Origin of the sequence: Clostridium sp. chh4-2, assembly GCF_002899675.1 — a bacterium.
Classification (GTDB): Bacteria; Bacillota; Clostridia; order Lachnospirales; family Lachnospiraceae; genus CHH4-2.
The window spans coordinates 104,260-124,166 of record NZ_PKUU01000017.1 but is presented as its reverse complement, the minus strand read 5'-3'; the positions used below and the strand labels follow the sequence as shown (position 1 = coordinate 124,166).

Sequence of the window (19,907 nt, the reverse complement as noted above, 5' to 3'; positions counted from 1 at the left end):
CCTATTGTTCTGCCTCCTCTGCCGCTATGATCAGTTCCTTACCATAAGGAAGGGATTCGATCCATTCACAGAAGGTATGCCATTCAGCCAGCTTATGATTCCTTCTGGCATAATAGATATTTACCAGAGTTTCGTAGTTAAAGGTACAGGTTCTCATCTGGTTATAGCTGGAAGGCAGCAGCTGGATCAGATCATACCAATCCTCTTTGCTCTTTGTCTCGATGTATTTTAAACGGATCGCTTCCATCTGGTCCACAATCACCTGAAGAAACTGTAAAGTTCCCGGCGTCATATGGTCGTGGCTGAAATCATCCAGTTCAAACGGTTTGCTGTGGATCTTGTGCATGGTGCTGGTGGAGTTGGCAACGGTTGCCACCTTATAGGTGTCGTACTCCTTCCACCAGTAAAGGGGGGCCGTAATATCCACGGAAACAAAGATCTGGCGGATGAATTTCCGGTGGTCGCTGCCCGCCTTTCTCAGGCGCAAAGCCAGGCCTAAATCGTTGGGTCCTAAGATATAGTTTCCGTCTTCGTCATAGTGGCTGTCCATTCTTCCCCAACTGTTCAAAGGGTTTCTGGCTCCTCTCATGGCGTTTTCTATGTTCATAACACTTGTTCGTTCCAGTAATATCATAACAGTCTCCTTTCGCCGCTTTTAACGGCAGCTGCATACATTTTTATAATAGAATCAGTCGATAACCCTTCTAATTATACAAAAGGAAACTGCACATGGCAAGTGGGAACTGACTTCCACTTTTTATGCATCCAGCAGAGTATCCCTTACTTTATCCATTAAAAGAAGCTCCCGGGCCCGCTCCTCGCCGTAAATACCTGCCATCTCTGAAAAACCGTCATATCCATACTGTTTTGCCCGCTCTTCGCATTCCACATCGGTAATGAGGATATTTTCCTTTTCCGATATTGCCAGCGTCACCAGATCCTGCTGTACATTCTGCTCTGCCTGCATGGCCAGTTCATTCTGAAAGTCTTCTAGCGACATTCCATAAGCAGCAGCATATTCTTCCAGGGTCTCGCCGTACTGCTGCTGCGCAACATCTGTATAATAGACGTTCAGTTCCTTTGCCATCGCTTCTATCCGGTTCTGTGGAAGATCTTTAAACTGGCTGCTGGCCATAATTGCATTCATCAGCTGGGAACGGCGGTAATTGACGGCGTCCAGCTCCATCTGCCCCCGCAGCCATGCGGTATATTCTGCAGTAGTGGTTAAATCCCCTCCGGTAAGTTCCTGCACCAGGCTGTCCGTATATTCAGGAATGGAATCGATCTGCCGGATATAATTCAGGGTTATGTGAAATTCCGCCTCTGTACCCGCCATGGATACATCCCAGTAATCCTGGGGAAATGTAACTGTAATATCTTTGCTCTCTCCCGGAAACATGCCTTCTATTCCCGCCTCAAAACCATCTATAAAATTGCCTGATCCCAGCTCGATCAGCTGATCCTGGTAACTTCCGTTTTCAAAGGCCTCTCCGTTCTGGGTGCCTTCATAGTCTATGCTCACCGTATCTCCCATAGCCGCTGCCCGGTCTGTCACCTGGCTTATCTGGGCCCGGCTTGTAAGCATCCGGTTAATCTCTGCGTCTACGTCTTCCTCCGTCACTGTCACGGGATCTACGGTAATCCCCTTATATTCTCCAAGTATTACATATTCATCATAGCCGGCGGAATGGTTTCCAGGCGCCGTCACCGTCTTTGCCGTACACCCCCCGATCATGCATGCACTTCCTATACACACTGCCAATAAAACCGCTTTTTTCAACTGTTTTTCCTCACTTTTCCCTTAATTCGTCATTTTTCCCGTAAGTTTTGCCACCACGGAAATTCTTCCGTTATTCACCGCATAATCGCAGGTTCTGAGCGTAATAAATTCTTCTGTTTTCTCCGCATCAACCGTCACGCCGGTATCATAAAACGACCATGATTTCACGGCCGATAAAAACTTGTTTCTCTCCTCAGCCAGATCGCCTTCGATAAATTCCATCTGGTATCGTTTCTGCGTCTCATCCATTCCCTCAGGATCTCCCGACAGATAAGCGGCAAAAATCTGATACTGTTTCGTTCCGTTTTCATCCGTATAATAGATGATTTGATGCGCTTTCCAAAACTCTTTTGATTTATACTGTTTCAACTGCGCAAACATCTGATTATTCCTCATACGGTGTCCGTAAAACATCAAATTAGTGCTCGGTTTTTCCGGATCACAGCGGTAGTCCATAAAAATACTGCCCCGTCCATCCTTTTCCTGGTAGAAATTACGGTTCATGTAGTAAAGACCGTCTTCCTTGTCAGAAATCACCACCGGATAATAAATTCCCGTTCCAAGCACTTCGATAATTCCCACACAATCCGGGTTAACCTTTTTCAGTTCTTCCAGACTGTAGCGCAAAACCGGCTCACCCGCAGAATCACCCTGGGACTGCTCCGGTTCCATCAAAAGATCCGTATAGATCTTTTCGTTATACCAGTTTCCCTTTAATTCAAAAAACAGATAGCTGGCAGCTATCACAATGACAATAACCGCCAGCACCCTTATCAGCCGCCTCATTTCGCATCCGACTGGATCAGATTCACATTCTCCAGCATCAGAGCGTCAGGAGAGGCGCCGTAACCGCTTAAATCGTGAGAAATGGAAAGATACCGCTGCACTCTTCCAAACGGAACCACAGGCATCTTTTCATAGAATTTATCAGACAGTTCTGTCAACGCAGCGGCGTATTCTTCCTGATTCATGGACGTTTCCATCCTGGACACCAGTTCCACATAATCATTATCCAAAAAAGCCACGGGCATACCGTCTCTTAAACGGCTCATATTCTGGAACGTAGCCCAGTCATAATTCATTGTATCGTTAAACAGATAGATATCAAACTTATCTTCTACATATAACGCCTGAACATATTCCTCACTGGTGCATTCATTTACCTCCACGGTAAATCCCACGGCTTCCAGATCCTTTTTCAGGCAGGATGCCATATGCATCTGAAACTCATTCTCTTTCAGCACCGGAAGTCTCAGAATAATCCGTCCAGCCATGCCCGCTTCCTTTAAAATACTTTCCGCTTTTCCTTTATCATAAGATACTGCCTTTGTTTCCAGTAATTCCGTGCTTGGGCCGCTGCCATATCCGATCACATTTGTGGGGGCAATCTTCATTTCCCACTCTTTATTCAGCGCACCTTCTTTATTAAAAGCATAAGCGACCGCCTGACGCACTTTTTCATCCTTTAAAAACACATTATTCAGATTGAAGCCGATGGCATAGATGTTGTCCGTAGGTTTCGCATACACGTTAAACTGCTTTCCCTGATATAAAGTGTCAAATTGTTCGCTGTTGGCTGTATATTGGGCCACATCGATCTCCTGTTTTTCAATGGCTTCTTTCATATTATAGAAATTGATCTGAGCCAGCTCCACGATCTTAATGTCCTTCATTTCCCCTCTGTAACTTGGATTTGCCTGGAGGCAGATACTGATTCCCTGGGAAATGGTGTCGGCCATATAAGGACCTGTTCCAATACCTGAGTTATAAACCTCCGTTACATTCCTGAATCCGGTAAGCTGTTGGCCGATGTCGGCAAACCTGTTTTTCTGAATGTTTGTTTCCAGGATATCCCAGTTTCTTCTGTTGGCATCCATAAATACAATTTCCACGGTATTCTCGTCTGCTTTCCTGATTCCGCTGATTCCCTGGGTCTTCTGCTCATTCATATCCCAAGCTCCGGCAATATGAAAATACACGCTGTCCACATCCATATTATACTCCGCCAGACATCTGATGCCGATGGAGGCGCATACATCGTCTGCGGTGAGCGGTGTTCCGTCGCTGAACAGAATCCCCTCTTTCAGCTTTATGCTCATCGTCAGTTTTTCCTGATCCCAATCCACCTGTTCGGCCAATACCGGTTCAAAACTTCCGTCCGTATGCACTTTGGCCAGTGGTTCATATATCATCTCGCATGCCATGCGGTCCGCCATGGCGGTCGCAAATGCCGGATTTAAACATCCATCTATTGTATCAACGGCTATAACCAGCCTTTGTTTTCTCGATTCATCTTTTACTACGGTTCCTGTTCCATTTTTTAAAGCCGTGAATCCGGCTTCCTTTAACTCGGGACTTGTTTTCAAGGAGCCGACCGTCGCTGCTAGCCCTGCGCCAATCACAATTAAGGCAATTATAACCAGTATTATCTTTACATTTATCTTCCTGTTCTTTAATTGATCCATTCTCTATGCTCCTGTCTTATTTCAGTAGTATTTGATTCAAGTTTGAAAAGCCGGCCGGCGTAACTGCCGGCCGGCTCTCAACCTTACTTCTTCTTTCTGCGGCTTATATACAACGCAAGCAATGCAAGCGCAATAGCCAGTAATGCCGTCCATACATAATCGGAATAGCCCATCTTAGGGTTAAATACTCTGTCTTTCAGTATTACTAACGGTTCTACGATATTAACCTTAATCGTTTCCCTGATACTTCGTTCGGAACCGCTTGAACCTCCATGGCGGTTAGGTTTATCCGGAGGAACGACAACAGGGTCTTCCGGTTCATCCGGTGGTATGATTTCTTTCAGTATTCCGCCGTTCTTGTACAGGTCATCTCTCTTGCTGGAAAGATCCACAAATCTGGAACCAGGTTTCTTCTCCATACTCATCAGGCTGAATACATGGGAAACTGCCAATTCTTCTCTGTCAGTTTCCAGGCCCACGCTGTTTCCAACCAGGCTGACTGCTGCATTGCCTATTCCTTCTGTAAATGCACCTTCTTCCAGTCCAAGTTCCGGTGTAATGATGGAGTATACCTGAGGAATTTCTTCCTTCTGTTCCGGATCAATCATTCCCTTAGGCACATAACCTTTGAATACTGCCGGGTCATAAACACCAGGAATAATCAGAACCGTACCTTCCGGAATATATCCGTCTTCATCCAATTCAACGCCCGCTTCCTCAATGATACAGTTCAGAGTTCCACAGCCGTGTTTCAGATGAATGAACTGATCCGACGGGATTACATCGTTAGATACAGCATCCTCTACCATACCATTGGTAAATGGCGACCAGTTCTGTTCTCCTTCTCCCTTGTCCACGCTCACCTTATACAGATAAGGTTCAACCGGATTATCAGGATCGGTAACCGGAACTTTAAAGCGGTATTTACCGTTTTCATCCGTATAAGCAACGGATTTGCCAGCCGCATCTTCCACAGGAATCCAACCGAAGGTCATCTTCTTCTTTCCGGTAAGCCGGACAGTTGTGGACTGCTTATCCGCATTGGACGCAGTAGCATTAGATGCCGTAGCAGTATCCTCTTTTCCAATCACCTCGTAGGTATAGTAAACAGGTTCGCTGCCTTCTTCATACCTTCCATAGCGGTACAAGCTGACCGGTACATTGGCAATTCCCTGCTCGGTGTTATCCATAATACCGTCATGGTTATCATCTCGCCAAATGGTGCCGCCTAACTGGCTGTACCAGTCATAGACATTCAAGCCTATGTCGTGGGTCTTGTCGGAACGGCTGCTGTACAGGCCGTATACACCGTCATAAACGCTGTACCAGTCTTTATTCGGCTGAAGCGGTGTAAATCCTTGGCTTATAGCCATATTTTCACGGATTGCTCCGTATTTAGCAGCTAAAGCCTCCTGCTTCTCTAAATCAATACCATTAAGCTCCTTGTTCGCAATCGCTCCCACGTCGGAATCGTGCAGGCGGTCATCGCCGATATGGAGTTTTACATAGTCCATATTCAGATGTTTTTCCGTTACGATCCGGAAGGTATAAGGAACTGCTTCTTCTTCCTCCTGGTTTCTGATCGGATTTGCCGATAAAGTTTCATCGAATAACGGAACATCAGCAAAACTGTATCTGCCGTCTGCCGTCGTGATGCACATCAGATAAGAGAAGTACCAGATATCCGCTTCGGCTTCTAATGCCTCTGCTGCAGCTGTCTTTTCACTAATCCGTTTTTCAATTGCATCCACAATCTTACTCTGTTCAACCAGGCTCTTTTCAGCTCTTTGAAGTTCCTGCTGACATTCTTCCATACGCTCTTTGCAGTCGATCTTATCCATCATGATGTAAGCCATTTGATTCATCAGATTCGAACTGGTCTTATTCAGTTCTTTACCCTTTTTCTCCAGCTCTTCTGCATCTGCTTCCAGCTGTTTCAATTCGGCTTCAATGCGGTCAATATCAGGCTGCTTTTCATTGATCTTCTTCGTATAGGTTTCTATGTCGCTCTGAAGCTCAGCATTTTCCTCTTCCAGTTTCCTGATTTCATCTTCTGTGTCGGAGATCTTTGTTTCGTTGCTGCTGATTGTGCTCTCCAGATCTGTAATTGTTTCCTGAAGCGATGTCTTTTCATCCTCCAGTTCATCCTTTTCACTCTGCTCGTCAGGATCGACAGGGCTTTCACCCAGTTCGGCAAGACGTTTCTCTATCTCTGCAATCCGTTTCTCTGCCTTATCGATGCTGTCTCCGGCTTCCGTGATCTCTTTTTCCAGATCTTTAATCAAATCCTCTTTCTCATCTGCCAGCTTCGCATTCTGAGTTAATTCTTTCTGAGCTTTGTCCTTATTCTGCTTCAGTTCTTCAAACTCGCTTCTTTCAGCGGAATGTGCATCCATAAAGCGGCCGATCTCATCGCGTTTTGCGGCTAATAACTGAGCATAATAATTTATCTGCAGCGTAATCTGATCTGCTTCAATAGCCAGGGCATCATACTGTGAAGTTAAATCTGTATTTTTATTCAGAAGGGAAGCGATCTCATCTTCCAGATCCTTCTTCTGCTGTTCTACCTTTTCTAACTTCTCAAATTCTTCTTTGGAATCCTCTTTGATTTCCTGAACTTCCCTGCGCAGCCGTGCTGCTTCTTCCAGAAGTCCCTGTCTTCTCAGCTTATCTTCCCGGGCCATCTCTTCAAATTCCTGCTCGGCCTTCTGATTTTTAGGGATGATATAATTATTGTCAAACCAATAATCCACATCTTTTATCAGCCCCTTCTGATCTGCTTCGGCTTCCACATCGAATTCTTTAAACTTGTAAGAGAATATGGAAAGGTAATCTCCATCTTCACTTACCAGGTACGGATCCTGAGGTTCTCCATTGCTGTCTGTAGCAGTCAAACGGTATTGAAGCATTACCTTTACTCCGTCCACACCTTTTTCCTCAGGCTGCCTGATATTGTCTTTGGAAACATCGTCCCAGACAACGCCGGCGATCTCTGCCTTACTGTATGGAAGGATTCCTCCATCCACATTTTCCTGAGGATTGATGATGTCCGTATCATAAGTGACTGCTTTTAATCCCTCTTCCGTCATAATTCCTACCGTCTTGGTATTCACATGCACGTTTCCGTCATCCGGATCCAAAACTGACGCCAGAATATAGAAGCTGTCTCCCACTCCGTCCTTCTTGTCTTCATAGCTGTGCATGAAGGCATCTTTATCCAGATCGCTGACATGGTAGGATTTTCCTTCCTGTGCGTCCAGAGGATAATTATGCATCGGTGTGATTGTATACCGTGTCGGAAGATCCGGTACGTTCACCCGGTAACCCATCAGATACGTCTGATCCGCCCGGTCTTCGATCTTAACCGAAGCTTCTACCGGAAGATTTCTGAACAGATACTGGCCTGATTCTGTGGTAGTTGTTTCCAGTACGCCTTCCGTATATTCCGCATTGGAATCTGTTGCAATAGTTACGAGCTCCCATTGGTATGGATCGCCTTTTTCCGCACCCTCTATCTTGGATACGCGTTTCCACTGTCCGTTTCCTTCGCTCTCTTCGCCTTCCGGCAGCCAGATATACGGTATCAGGTTTACATCGATATTCTCAACACCTGTCTCATTATAACCGCTGTCTATGCTCTGTTCAAAGATACCGTTCCGGTTATTGTCTTCCCAGATCGTACCGGCAATAATATTGGCTTCGCCGTTTCTGAGTCCCATATCAACCGTCGTATCCAGTTCATAGAGATTGTAATATTGGCTGTCAGGATCAGTGATCACCTTCTTCTCCTTCGTATCGGGATCAATCGGTACTTCAGCTGCAAACGGATTCGTAAATCCTTCTGCCTTTAAGTCGTTTCTGTCGTCATCCAAAGTCGGAACTTTACTAAATGTCATATAAGTCGGTTTCCACATCGGATCATACTTATCGGTAAGCATGAAGTAGTACTCTCTGTCATAGGTTCCGTCCGCTTTCAAACGGCTAGGCTGCATGTAATCGAACCGGTAATCACCGTTTTCATCCGTCATGGTTACCATAGGCTTTCCATGCATATCTTTGGCAGGAATTGGATTTCCTGATCCATCCACCTCTCCCTTTACAAAGGCAGTAACCTGAACCTGTTCTTTTCCTACATGAGGCTCGACAGGTTTTTCCTTCTGGTAAATGCTGTCGCGGTTTGTTTCATCATAGGATGTTCCTGACTCATCTTCATATTCATCGATCCAGACGGTTCCGCCGTAGCGAACCGGCATACCGATACCGATATCACAGGATACATACTGGCTGTCTCTTTCCTTGACCGCAGCTTCCACCGTAATCGGTTTTACAGTTTCAAATACAAGACCGGTAACATCAACTTCCTTCTCGTTCTCATATACTTTTTCTCCCGCGGTATAAATCTTCATATCGGAACCGCGGACAACCGGAGTACTGAGTCCATATTCCTTATACTGATCCGGTATGGTGAAACGTACCTTATAGGCACCCGGTTTCAGATTTGGAAGGATGTAATATCCCTGATTACCAAAGTAATCGGATTCTGAGATGTAGGAAACAGGGCCGTAAAGTGATTTAATCGCCAAGCCTTCAAAGTCTTCAGCCGGTTCTCCGGTTTCATCATCCAACACCGTATAAAGCATCTGACCTGTCAAATCATCCTTATGAGGTTCTGCTTCAACTGCCTGACCATCCATATTGGAAAGATGTCCGCCAGGAGTTAAAAGCTGTACCAGAACTTTATTGATACCTGGGTCAGGAAGCAGATTTCCATCTTTATCCGTTCCCCAGTCTGGTTCATACCGGCCGGTATCTTCGTCATAAGTTCTCTTTGGAAGCATACGTGTACGTATGCTCTTGTTCTCATCAGGAATCTCATATGTGATCTCATTTTGCAGACCGTCGCTGTTTTCATCCAGCCAGATATAATCACCGATATATCCCCTGCCTTCCGGTGCGTTGACATATACCATCGCATCGTTGGACTCCGCCGGGTTCAGAGACTGCCAATATCTTACAAAGGTATTGATGGAGGAATAATTCCTTACGGTATTCCTTGCATTCTCCTCTTCCATAGAGATAGGAAGCGTTCCATAGTATACTGGCAGATTCAGAGGAACCTTCTGGTCATATCTGAGCGTAAACTTCGTCTGACCTTTCATCTCGTAGTCATTATTGAAGTTCACCGCAATATAGCGCAGGCCACGTAAAACTTCTTCTGCCAATTCAGGGTCATTTTCCTGAAGCTCTCTGATTTCATCGATCTTTACATAATGATCTTCCCAATCATATCCATAAACAGGGCGATCCTGAATCAAACCAGGGCTAACGGTTTCACCCCTGAATTTCATACGCATCACTTCATAATAATTAACACTGATGCGGTATTCCGGATTAATGAACAGATCTTGATCATTTACTCCAGGTCCGGTGATCGCACCGTCGGTTCTGCTTACAGGTCCAACATAAACCGTATATAAATCAGGATCGACTTCAAATTCATTCTTTCCTGCCTGTCTGTACAGTTTAAATGAAGCATTATTTAACATGCTGTATGGTCCCCACATGGACTTTCTTGGCACTGCTTTAACTCCGTTTTGTGTCTGCAGTCCAATAATCTTGGAATCTCCCAGTTCCGGCAGCATATCGAAGATCATCGGATCACTATAGGAATTGTCCGCACTGTTTTCAAGATATGGCTTCTTGTTCAGGATTTCATCTCGGTAGTGATAACGCTCTCCCTCTAAAACAGGAATCGGATATGTGAGAGGTCCTCCATCCACATTTAACAGGGATTTTACAAGTTTACTTCCCGCAGTTTCAGTACCAGGTTCAAATTCTATCTCTCCTGACTGGACAATGATCATGTTATCCTGAGTGGATTTATCTTCGTCGTAATCGTACTGGTCAGCCGCGGTACTATATGGGATTTCTTCATCGCCTAACGGTGGATTCTTTTTCAAGGTTCCATAAGCATTGGTACTATAAATCGAAGTAACCGTGGTCTTGGTTCCGTCCTTATTTTCGTTGGTTGCAGTAATTCTGCCCATATATTCAATGATAATCCTGTCTCCCGGCATCAATTGTCCATCGAATTCGAAGCGGACAAAACGTTCGCCGCTGGCTAAGGATTTACTGAATATTACGGAATCCTTTGGTTCTTCCGTTCTCAGTACAATCGATGTTTCTTCATTCTTTTCTCCGCCGTCTAAAGATTCAACATGGTAGGTCCAAAGCAGGGTTCGCTCCGTCGGATAATCAAATTCGGTAGTATAATCATCGTCCAGCGCACTTCCCTTCACTTTTTCGTAAGGTACATACTCTAAGGAATCGATGGTGAATATGGAAGGAATGGTTGCCGTAGTCGTAGGCTTGTCCATAACATCCTCTTCATCATGTTTACCTTTCAGGTGTTCCTCATCGATATTATCCAGTTCCACCTTGAACTTCATGGTTCTTCCCTTTGTCAGAACCGTGACGCCGCCTGAAGTATCAACCCAGTTATAATGCTCTTTACCGTCAATATCCCTTGAATACTTATAGTACTGATGGCTGAGGTAATGTTCCAGAATCGGAAGTTTCTGAACCATTCTGAAACCTGCCCTTTTCTTGGAATCCAGCGCCTGAGTGCTTATATCGTCAAGCTGGGTAAACAGTCTGTGATAATGGGCGGAATAGGAGATCGCACCGCTGTCCGGTGTATTGGAATTTAAGGAAACCAATATACCGTTCTTATATACGTCATCCACGCCTTCCCTATAGTCAGTAATATGATACGGTTCCTGGGTATTAGGGTTGGTATTTTCTCCGTCCTCATTCAGCTCCGCCTTCAGATCCGACATGTTCTTCCTGTCTTCTCTCTTTTCCTTCGGCGTTCCGTCGCTGTTAGGATCTGCATCGATATCCAGCATGAAGCCTTCCGGTATCGGATATTTCTCCGGATCATCTGTGGAGATGTGCCACAGAAGCTGGTTCATATCCTGTCCCACGGTCTGCAGTTCGGCAGATGGGATCTCATACACCTTATTCGTTTCCACATCGCTTTCCACAAGCTTATTCCATATTCTAGTGCCGTCCTCATACTCTGCGTCGACATCAAAGTCATCGTCTATCGTCATACGCTGTTCTTTGGTCTTCGACCGGCTGGAATAATAAACAGTCACTTTCAGATGTTTTTTAAGCTCATTTCTATAAGCGTTTGATGCGGATGCCACGAATTCCGGCTGTTCTTTCTCATCATAAACGAGACAGACTTCCTCTGGAATATACCATTTACCGGTAGAAATCTTTTTCACCGTATTCAGCACTTCAATTGCACCAGGATAATCCTTATTCAGGTCATTGTACATCTCCGCTTTATTAATTACGGAATAAAGCGGCAGGTCATTCAGCAGATATGCATTGGCCTGGTTGCCTTTCTTAATTCTCGCCTCATCAATATAAATATCAATTGGCGTGAGGGCCTTAAAGTCGGGAACAGTCAGGCTTCCGTTGCTCTGAAGCACAACCGGTTCATCCGTATTGATTCTGGAAATTCCGTCGGCTCTGGCGATCTTAAATCCGAATGCGCTGTCATATGCATAACGATCCGTTTCTCCTTCGTCCTTCACCTTCTGGTTCCAGTTATCCTTAAACTGGTTCAGCCTTCTCTCTTCGCTGCCTTTCACCGTCTTTCCGTCTGTCATGAATGCGTCCTGTTTCACCGTAATTCCGGCCGCCCCATCCACATAACGGCTGGTGTCTTCACCGCTGTAATAGCGGATGCTGTCTTTATTCTGTCCGCCTAACCGGTAATCGGCAAAGGACTGATCAGTAATTTCGGAATAATCTCCATCCAGACAATCCAGGTTGACAAAGACTTTATTATAGTAAGTATCCTTACTCAATCCATCCTCGTCATAATCTTTTTCATCTGTCGGAACCGTATCCACACGGGTTCTGATCTTCAAAGTGAAGTCGTCTCCCGTTTTCAGATATCCGGCAGGATGTTTACCGCCAATCATCTGTTTGTAAGCGTCTTCCTGACCGGCCGCTCCCTCAATGGTAGCAGGCGGGATTACGGTGATGCTTACGAATTTCACACGGTCGTGTCCTTCTTCCGGCTTCTCAGCAGAGTTATCAATGATGGTCCATCCAGCTGCTTCGGCTTCTTCCTTCGTTAACAGAGTTCCGTCCGAAGTTTCGATCATGATCGCTCTGTCGTATGCCAGAGTGCTTGGCAGATAGTCGGAGAATACAAATGCTCCGTGAGCCACGCTTCCGCTTTCAGACAGTTTCTGTGATCTCAGAATCAGGTTATCCCTATATTCTTCCTCCAGCTTCATCTGCTCTTCATAATCATCTTCATAATAACCGGTTTCTGAAGGAATAGCTTTATCCAGTTTTCCGTAAGAGGTATCCCATTCGGAATCCGAAGCTTCATTCTTTACTTTCACACTATACCAAAGTCTTGTGCCATAAGTAATTTCATGGTCGGTAAGTTTCTTTAATATGGTTTCCGTATATGTATTTTCTTCGAAGTCTGCACCGCAGGAGTTCTTGCCAAATGCATGTTTTCCCTGTTTATAGTCTTCATGGTCATGAATATCATTTCCATGGTAATCCGGGCTTTGATCCGCATCTCCTCCGATGTATCCATCAGGTAGGATGCCCTTAGGATCTTCGTGAATCTGCTTATCCAAAGTAATTCTCGGATTCTTGGTTCTGATCTGCATAACATTGGATACAAACCGATCGGCCACACCGCCGCTGTCTTCCTTATAACCGATAATTCCGTTTCCGTTCACATCAAGGACATCATAACTTACGTTTAAAGCTGTCCTGTCTGCATAATCTTCCACATTCAGGCTAAAATCAAATTCCGTTCCCTCTGTCATTTTGCCAATCAGGCTCGGATCCTTAATTCTGCCGTTCATACCGGTACTGTCAAGACGTTTATCATTGAGAACATGCTTCTTGCCGCAAACCGGGCAATCCCAATCAATCTGGCTGTATTTAATGGATTCTTCCCCTACATAATAAGGATTATAGCCATACATTTCGGCCAGTTTCTCATCCGTAAAGAACTTGTATCCAGGAACTTTACTTCCGGTAAAGCTGCGGTTCTGCTGCCATCTTTCCAGATAAGCATCCACTTTGTTGCCGTCTTTATCCACCGCCTCAGGCATCTCAACCGCCATGGCATCAAACCTGATATTCAAGCGGTTATTCCATTTTAACGCCGGTGCATATACGATATTATACATATCCGCATATGTGAGTTCATATTGTGGATTCATACTCAAATCTAATGAAGAATAGACCCTCATATAAGGAACAAAACGGACTAAATAGCGGTTTACAGGATTTCCGTTCTCATCTTTATCGATGAATTGGACTTCTGTTATATATTTATCTTTGGTAACAACACTAGCCTTGTTATCAACTGCCGGTTTGCCGTTTACCACATCTGTAACATCCAGTTCAAAGGAAATTCCTCTGTCCTTCACTTCCCGGCTTGTAAAGTCGATCAGTTTGCCGTCCTCACCTAATCCATTGCGCGGATAAGGTACTCCGTCTTTATCCACAGGTACGATACCGTATGGCAGCAGATCTGTGAATACCGGCATAGAGTAGTTTCCTTTGCCCGTCGCCCAATGGTTGCTTGCATCCATTAGCGAAGGAACTGATTTGGTATAGATGCCTTCCCCGTCTTTGTAATGGATATTATTATCGACATTCTGCATCTGCTCCCAAACAAACTGGTTTTCAGCAAACATGCTTACTTTAAAGGTACCGTCTTCCATCGCCTGATAGAATTCATCGAATTTGCTCTCTCCATACTTATTATGAAGCGCTGCATCCTCGCTGCCGTCCACTTCAGACCAATGCCTGATTAACGGGCTCTTAACTTTGGCCTCCGTACCGCTGACCGCATACTTTCTGTTATTACCGGTTCCATCTCCCACCGGAATATAGTTTATATATTCCTGATCCGGGATATGCGGATTAACAATCAGTTTCTGGTCATCATTTCCCGTAGCCATTCCATCAATATAAGTTCCGCAAAGCTGATTCCGATAATCGAAATACATCACATTCGGAGAATAGAACTGCGGTTTCATATACAGGTAGGTGGTAGGATAACTATAGTAAGTCCTGTAATTCCGGATACCATCCATGCCATACGTCTGGCTGTGAAGCTGGCTGTAATTACCCATCTTGATAATATCGCCGCGCCAATGGTTTCTGTCATAAATCTGATAGTAATCCTCATTGTGAATACCTGTGTCAGTTTCTGAATCCGCTTTCTTCTCAGTATATGGAGCTACGTATAAAGTGTCATGGTACAGGTTGTTTTCACTTTGTCCATAGACAACACATCCAAGATCCACATACATCTGATAATGGTCTTCATCATCACCTCTGTTCCACCATTTTGTCAGAGGATCTTTTATGGTGATCTCTACTACCCACGGCTTCATAATATCCTCACCGCTGTAAGTAAACATCTTGCCACCGTAATATTCTTCTGCCATCTGCGGATCCATCGGTGAATTGGCTGCCAGATGATTCGTCTGATTCACACCATCTTCAACCAGAGCCATGTTCGGAGACTGAATGATTCTGACCTCAAATGATTCAGGATCTAAGTACTCGCCAAGATTAGGATTAATGCTGGTGCCTCCCATATAAACTTCAATCTGTGACTTATCCAGGCCATTTTCCGTAGTATCTGAACCCGGTCGTCCCAGCAACGGCATCACACCTCTTGGAAGTACATAGGTGAATACTACTCCGTCCAAATCCCAGTCGCCATAGTTTGCCGCATACAGACGGGCTATATACGTTTCACCGAACTGGAAGCTTCTGGTCGGTGACATATTCTGTGCATAAGAACTGTTCACACTGCCTGGAGCCTGATCAGTTAAGTTCAGGTCGTATAACGCCACAGCAGGATATTCCGTAAAATTCACCTGTCTGTCATTTGTCTTGTTGTCATAGTATGTATCCGGCAGGAACTGGCTTGTTCCGTAAAGCCATGCTTTCTGAAGATGCAGGCTGTTGGAAGCCCAAATCAGGTTTTCCGGCTTCTCGGTTTGTGCCAAATTGCCTTCCCATTTTTCAACTGTATTATAAGTACGTTCTTTTAAAACATCCTTATAATAATCTCTATAATGGAAATAAGTTCTGTTAGTGCCATAATTTCCATAAAGCGGTTCCGGACGTCCTTTTTCTGTATCATACATACGGTTGGAATCCATAAGGTTCTTACCGACATTATGATTATAGACCGTGGACAAACCATTGGTTTCAGATATCTTGACGATTACCCTCTGCCGCCTTGAACTGTCCATATCGACATCCCATGCTTTACCATTGGCTCCGCTTTCATAATGGCTGTTGGAACCGTTGATGACCTTCTCTATATTTCCATAGGCGCCAGGCATATAGGCCATGGATTCACCCAGGAATTCACTTCTATGGATCATCATATCATCATGATAGATTTTTGCATCCTCCGGTTTTTCATACGGAATAAATTCTTTTACTCTTCCGCCTTCTCTTAAACCGGTTACCGCCACATCGTGAATCAGATTATCCATATCCATCATCTTCTGTTTGGTGTCATCGATCGACGGATATACCACATTATCATTGTTATACGCGGTAGTTCCCGTATAGCTTGTATAGCCATACTGTCCGAAGCTTGGTAGATAGGCGCTGTTGTTCTCATAAGGAAGTTCTGCAATCCGCACTCTTGGGAGACCGTTTAGTTTCGCTTCCACAGGGTAGATCAATTCAATCTGTTCACCCGGAAGCAAAGCAGCCGTATTCTCTTTGGATTCGCTCGCATTATCAAACTTATAAGTATAGATAAAATACGTGATTTCATCTGTTGTCACATCATCTGTCAGGCTGACGGATTTGTTGTTACCGGCTGAGAATGCCTTATTCAGTTTGTCATTGTCAACCGTAAACGCACCGCCGATATCCTTTTCTTTCACCTGGTAAACCGTAACGATTGGTTCTGCCCAAGTTGGATCATTTTCATCCTTCAGGGAACCGTCTGCCCGGTACCATTTAATCTGGAAATCATCCGGGAGGGTTACTTCTGTCGGATTAGACGGATCCTCACTGACGTTCAGTCCCATCTCGCCTGGCATAATCACATAAGATGCAGGCACCTTATCTATGATGGTCGGACTGTAAAGTTCACCGGTTGCAAGACTGCCGTAAGGATCATTAATCGAACATGCTTTCTTGGAATCCTGTTCTTCACGGTTCAGCGCCAGCAGGGTTACCTTGTTCCAGATCTTCTGTTTCGGACGATATCCCTTAATCGTATTGGCTTCGTTTTCAGGCATCATCTCACCCTTGGAAGAATCTTCCGCAAACTTTTTCAACTGATCTGCCGTCTTGGCATTTGTATCTTTATTTTCTTCAATGTCATTGACACCTTGAATCAGATACTGTTCTTTTGCATAGTCTTCCACAGCAAATGACTGGCTGTCTAAAACTACCTGCGGCAGTCTGCGCCTTACGGTCAATTCTGATTTGCCGCTGATCTGGTAACGGTAGGAATCCACCTCTCCCTCATCATTCAGGCTCAAATGGTCATGCCGCCAGTAACCGGTTATGCCGACTGCCAGAACTCTGGTGTACTGGTAGCTGGAACCGTTGTGCAGCTGGTTATTATCCGCATATTTCGCAATACCGATAATCTCAACCGGATCCATTGTCAGATAAGTTTCCTTATTGTCTTCTTCCGGCTGCCCGTAAGCTGCTATGTTGGAATATCTCCATTTGAATCTGGCAATCTGGTATGTGTCGATCGGTTCTGTATCTTCTTTTGGCTGGCCGTTTTCATCTAAATCAGTCAACCTGTAACCGTCTCCGTTTACTTCGATCCAGAAATCATTATAGCTCTTTGTCCACGGATCTTCGTCACTGCCGTCAGATTCCAGGTTATCACGTAGATCATCCCTCAACTGTACAAAATATCTGGCTTCCTGATCCTTCTCGGCATTGGAATTCGTCGCATACATAACCTTAGGAATCTCGTTCATGAAGAATCCCTGCTGATCCAGAGCCTTGTTTCCGGTTACCTGAGTCCGATGGTTGACGTCGGAATAGCCATTATAATCATAGTTATTGCCGATAAAATCTGCCATCACATCGAATTCATCGATATCGTGCCGAACGTCGTTACGAATCATACCGTTTGTCGGTTCGTTTGCATTAAAGCCTTGCTCATTCTTTTCATATGGTTCGCCAACTGTCAGTTTAGCCTCTGCACCGTCCACGTTATTTTCCATATATAAAGTGGATTTAATTGGTATTTCAGGTTTATAAGTCTTCGCACCATAGGATTTCACCCAAGCCTGGGTTGTCTTTCTGTTTATATCCGACTCTTCGGTCAGGTTAATGCCGGCTTTCACCGCATTATACTCTACCGTACTGTCGTTCTTTTTAACCTCCTCTACGATTTCCTTAATACGATCTGCATCATCATTAAATTCGATATTTGATTCATTTCCTGTTCTGTCATCGTTTCCGAAATAGAACGGTTCATATCCGTGAGCCGGAAGAGCTCCGATATAAACATTGGATTCCTTTAATTCCTGACCGCGGTAATCTGCCGGCTTGCCTTCGTCATCCGTAAAGTTGTCCTCTACTTCCAGCACTACCATGATGCGTACACCTTGGTTAATCGGAATTACTGCATTATCAAATCTCCAAACGATATCTGTGGTAATATCCTCCTGCTGTGCAGGTTCATATACCGGAGCAGATCTCAGGAATGCAGGTTTATTAACCGGTTCCTCTTTTTTCTCGCTGCTGACCCGATCCACCAGTTCAGTATCATGAGGCAGACGTTTAAAGACAATGTCACCGTCATCTGTTACTTCTCTTGTAGATGGATCATATGCAATCAATTGGATTCTGTCCTCAGGAACAGTTACATCCGTTTCCGGTTCTGTTACTTGAGGATCTTTGCCTTCCGGATACTTCACTTCCGCACCATTAATATATGGTACCTGGTATCCGCGGTAAACCATCTCAGGTTCGTCTTCCGTACCTTCTTTAATGATCGGTTCCGCATCCACTGTATAGCCTTCTGCCTCACCCATGCCGTAGCTGGTTTCCGGCAGATAGATCCATCTGGCAATTCTGGTTCCTTCCGGAGCCTTAAACCGGATAACCGGCTGATTCCAGGAACAGGTAGCGCGATCCGGATCTTTTTCGTTAATAACGGTGATGAAGTAGTTAAATCTGTCTCCAGGCACCAGGTTACGAATATTAACCTGGTAATCAGGTTTCCTCGGATCGTAATCAAACTCATCCGGATCATCCTGTTTGTTATAGTCACCTGTCATTGGCCGGTTCTTTTCATCTTTTTCCGGCGCATTAGGATCAATCTGTTCTAATTCGGCATCTTTATAAGGAAGCCGGTTTACTGCAATCTCCAGCCTGGTAGCACGATTATAGAAATCGAGTATCCGGTTGTCTCTCACAGTGAGGTATTTCGTTTTGAATTCAGATCCTTCTCCGCTGGCCTGCTGTTCCGGATTTTTGGTTTCAGTCATATTAATCACATGAACGCCTGCTGCCTGAACAGTCAGGGAAACATAATCTTTTACAGCATCTTTCAATCTCAGCGTAAACTGGTCGGTATCAATGGATGGCAGGGAATTGTAAGTATCTGTCCACGGCATCCGGTTCTCCCATGTCTCTTCGACCTGGGCATCGCTTTCTGTCGCATTGCTGTCGGTTGCCTTCTTAAACTTCTCATCCTGTCTTCTGTCTACGAAAACGCCTTCCATCATGATATCGATCGGAAGCTGATCCTTAGGAGTGATTTCTACCTTCTCTCCATCCTTTTCTTCGAAGACTCTCGTACCTGTCAGAGTTGACTCCGGTTGGAAATAGCGGGTCTTGTTCTTCTCATAATCCACCAGCCATTTACTCTTAACACGGATATGGTAATTATAAGAAGCTACATAGTTCTGAATGTAAATCCGCTGCACTCCGGTTTCAGGTTCTGTATAAGGCATCTCGATTGGTTTTAGAACACCATCAAAGAACATCTTCTCCAGATCGATCACATAATACTTGTGAGCATATGTATCGTCTTTCTCAGCAAACCGAAGCAGTTCTTCGTTGCCTTCTTCCGCAGCCTTTTCAGCTTCTTCCATAGTCGGTACCAGATGCATATATTCGCTGTATACAAACCGGTCAATTCCTTCCGTTTCTTCGGTGTCTTCTCTCACTTTAAGAAGTTCCACTTGCGTATCCGGATCAGGAACAACCTTGTATTCCCGCTTGTTACCGACACTGGTTCCACCCTCTATCTTCACTAATTTACCCATAGTCAGATTCAGGCGGTCCGCCTCAAAGCTATAATCGTCATACGGTCCCTTATCGATAAACTGTGCCGGTATCCAGATCTTCTCCAGACGGTATCCGTCAGGAAGATCATTGACATAGTTCATATCTTTATAATAAGCCGTATTCTCGTATTCCGGATTCTTGATTGGATTCCCTTCAGGATCCAGTTTATTGCTGCCATCCGCATTGGTCAGGTAGCGGTTCTGCTTCTTGGTAGTGTTTTCAGCCCAGATACGGTAACGCAGCTTCATAGGCGACTTATTATCACCTGCAAAGTCGTATACCCGTGTCAT

General features: G+C 44.8%; 5 protein-coding genes (1 of these 5 running past the window's edge). All 5 read right to left on the bottom strand.

Translation table 11 applies throughout. From position 1 onward, the window contains the following. Position 1: 1 nt before the first annotated feature. Positions 2 to 634, bottom strand: a complete 633-nt coding sequence (locus C0033_RS17505) for a hypothetical protein (RefSeq protein ID WP_103229190.1) — start codon at positions 632 to 634, stop codon at positions 2 to 4. Between the two features lie 123 nt (positions 635 to 757). After that, positions 758 to 1,780 carry a trigger factor gene (gene tig / locus C0033_RS17500; protein WP_180994793.1) on the bottom strand — a complete coding sequence of 341 codons (1,023 nt, stop codon included), beginning with the start codon at positions 1,778 to 1,780 and terminating at the stop codon, positions 758 to 760. A 21-nt stretch (positions 1,781 to 1,801) separates the two neighbouring features. After that, complete coding sequence (srtB, locus tag C0033_RS17495; RefSeq protein WP_103229188.1) at positions 1,802 to 2,566, bottom strand: class B sortase; 765 nt, start codon at positions 2,564 to 2,566, stop codon at positions 1,802 to 1,804. Next, positions 2,563 to 4,245 carry an ABC transporter substrate-binding protein gene (locus C0033_RS17490; protein WP_103229187.1) on the bottom strand — a complete coding sequence of 561 codons (1,683 nt, stop codon included), beginning with the start codon at positions 4,243 to 4,245 and terminating at the stop codon, positions 2,563 to 2,565. The genes srtB and C0033_RS17490 overlap by 4 nt, the downstream gene beginning before the upstream one ends. A gap of 83 nt (positions 4,246 to 4,328) precedes the next feature. After that, positions 4,329 to 19,907, bottom strand: partial view of a hypothetical protein gene (locus tag C0033_RS17485; RefSeq protein WP_146043784.1) — the 3' portion only. Its footprint extends 20,667 nt past the window's final position; 15,579 of the gene's 36,246 nt are visible here — the last part of the coding sequence; its start codon lies beyond the right edge, outside the window; the stop codon is at positions 4,329 to 4,331.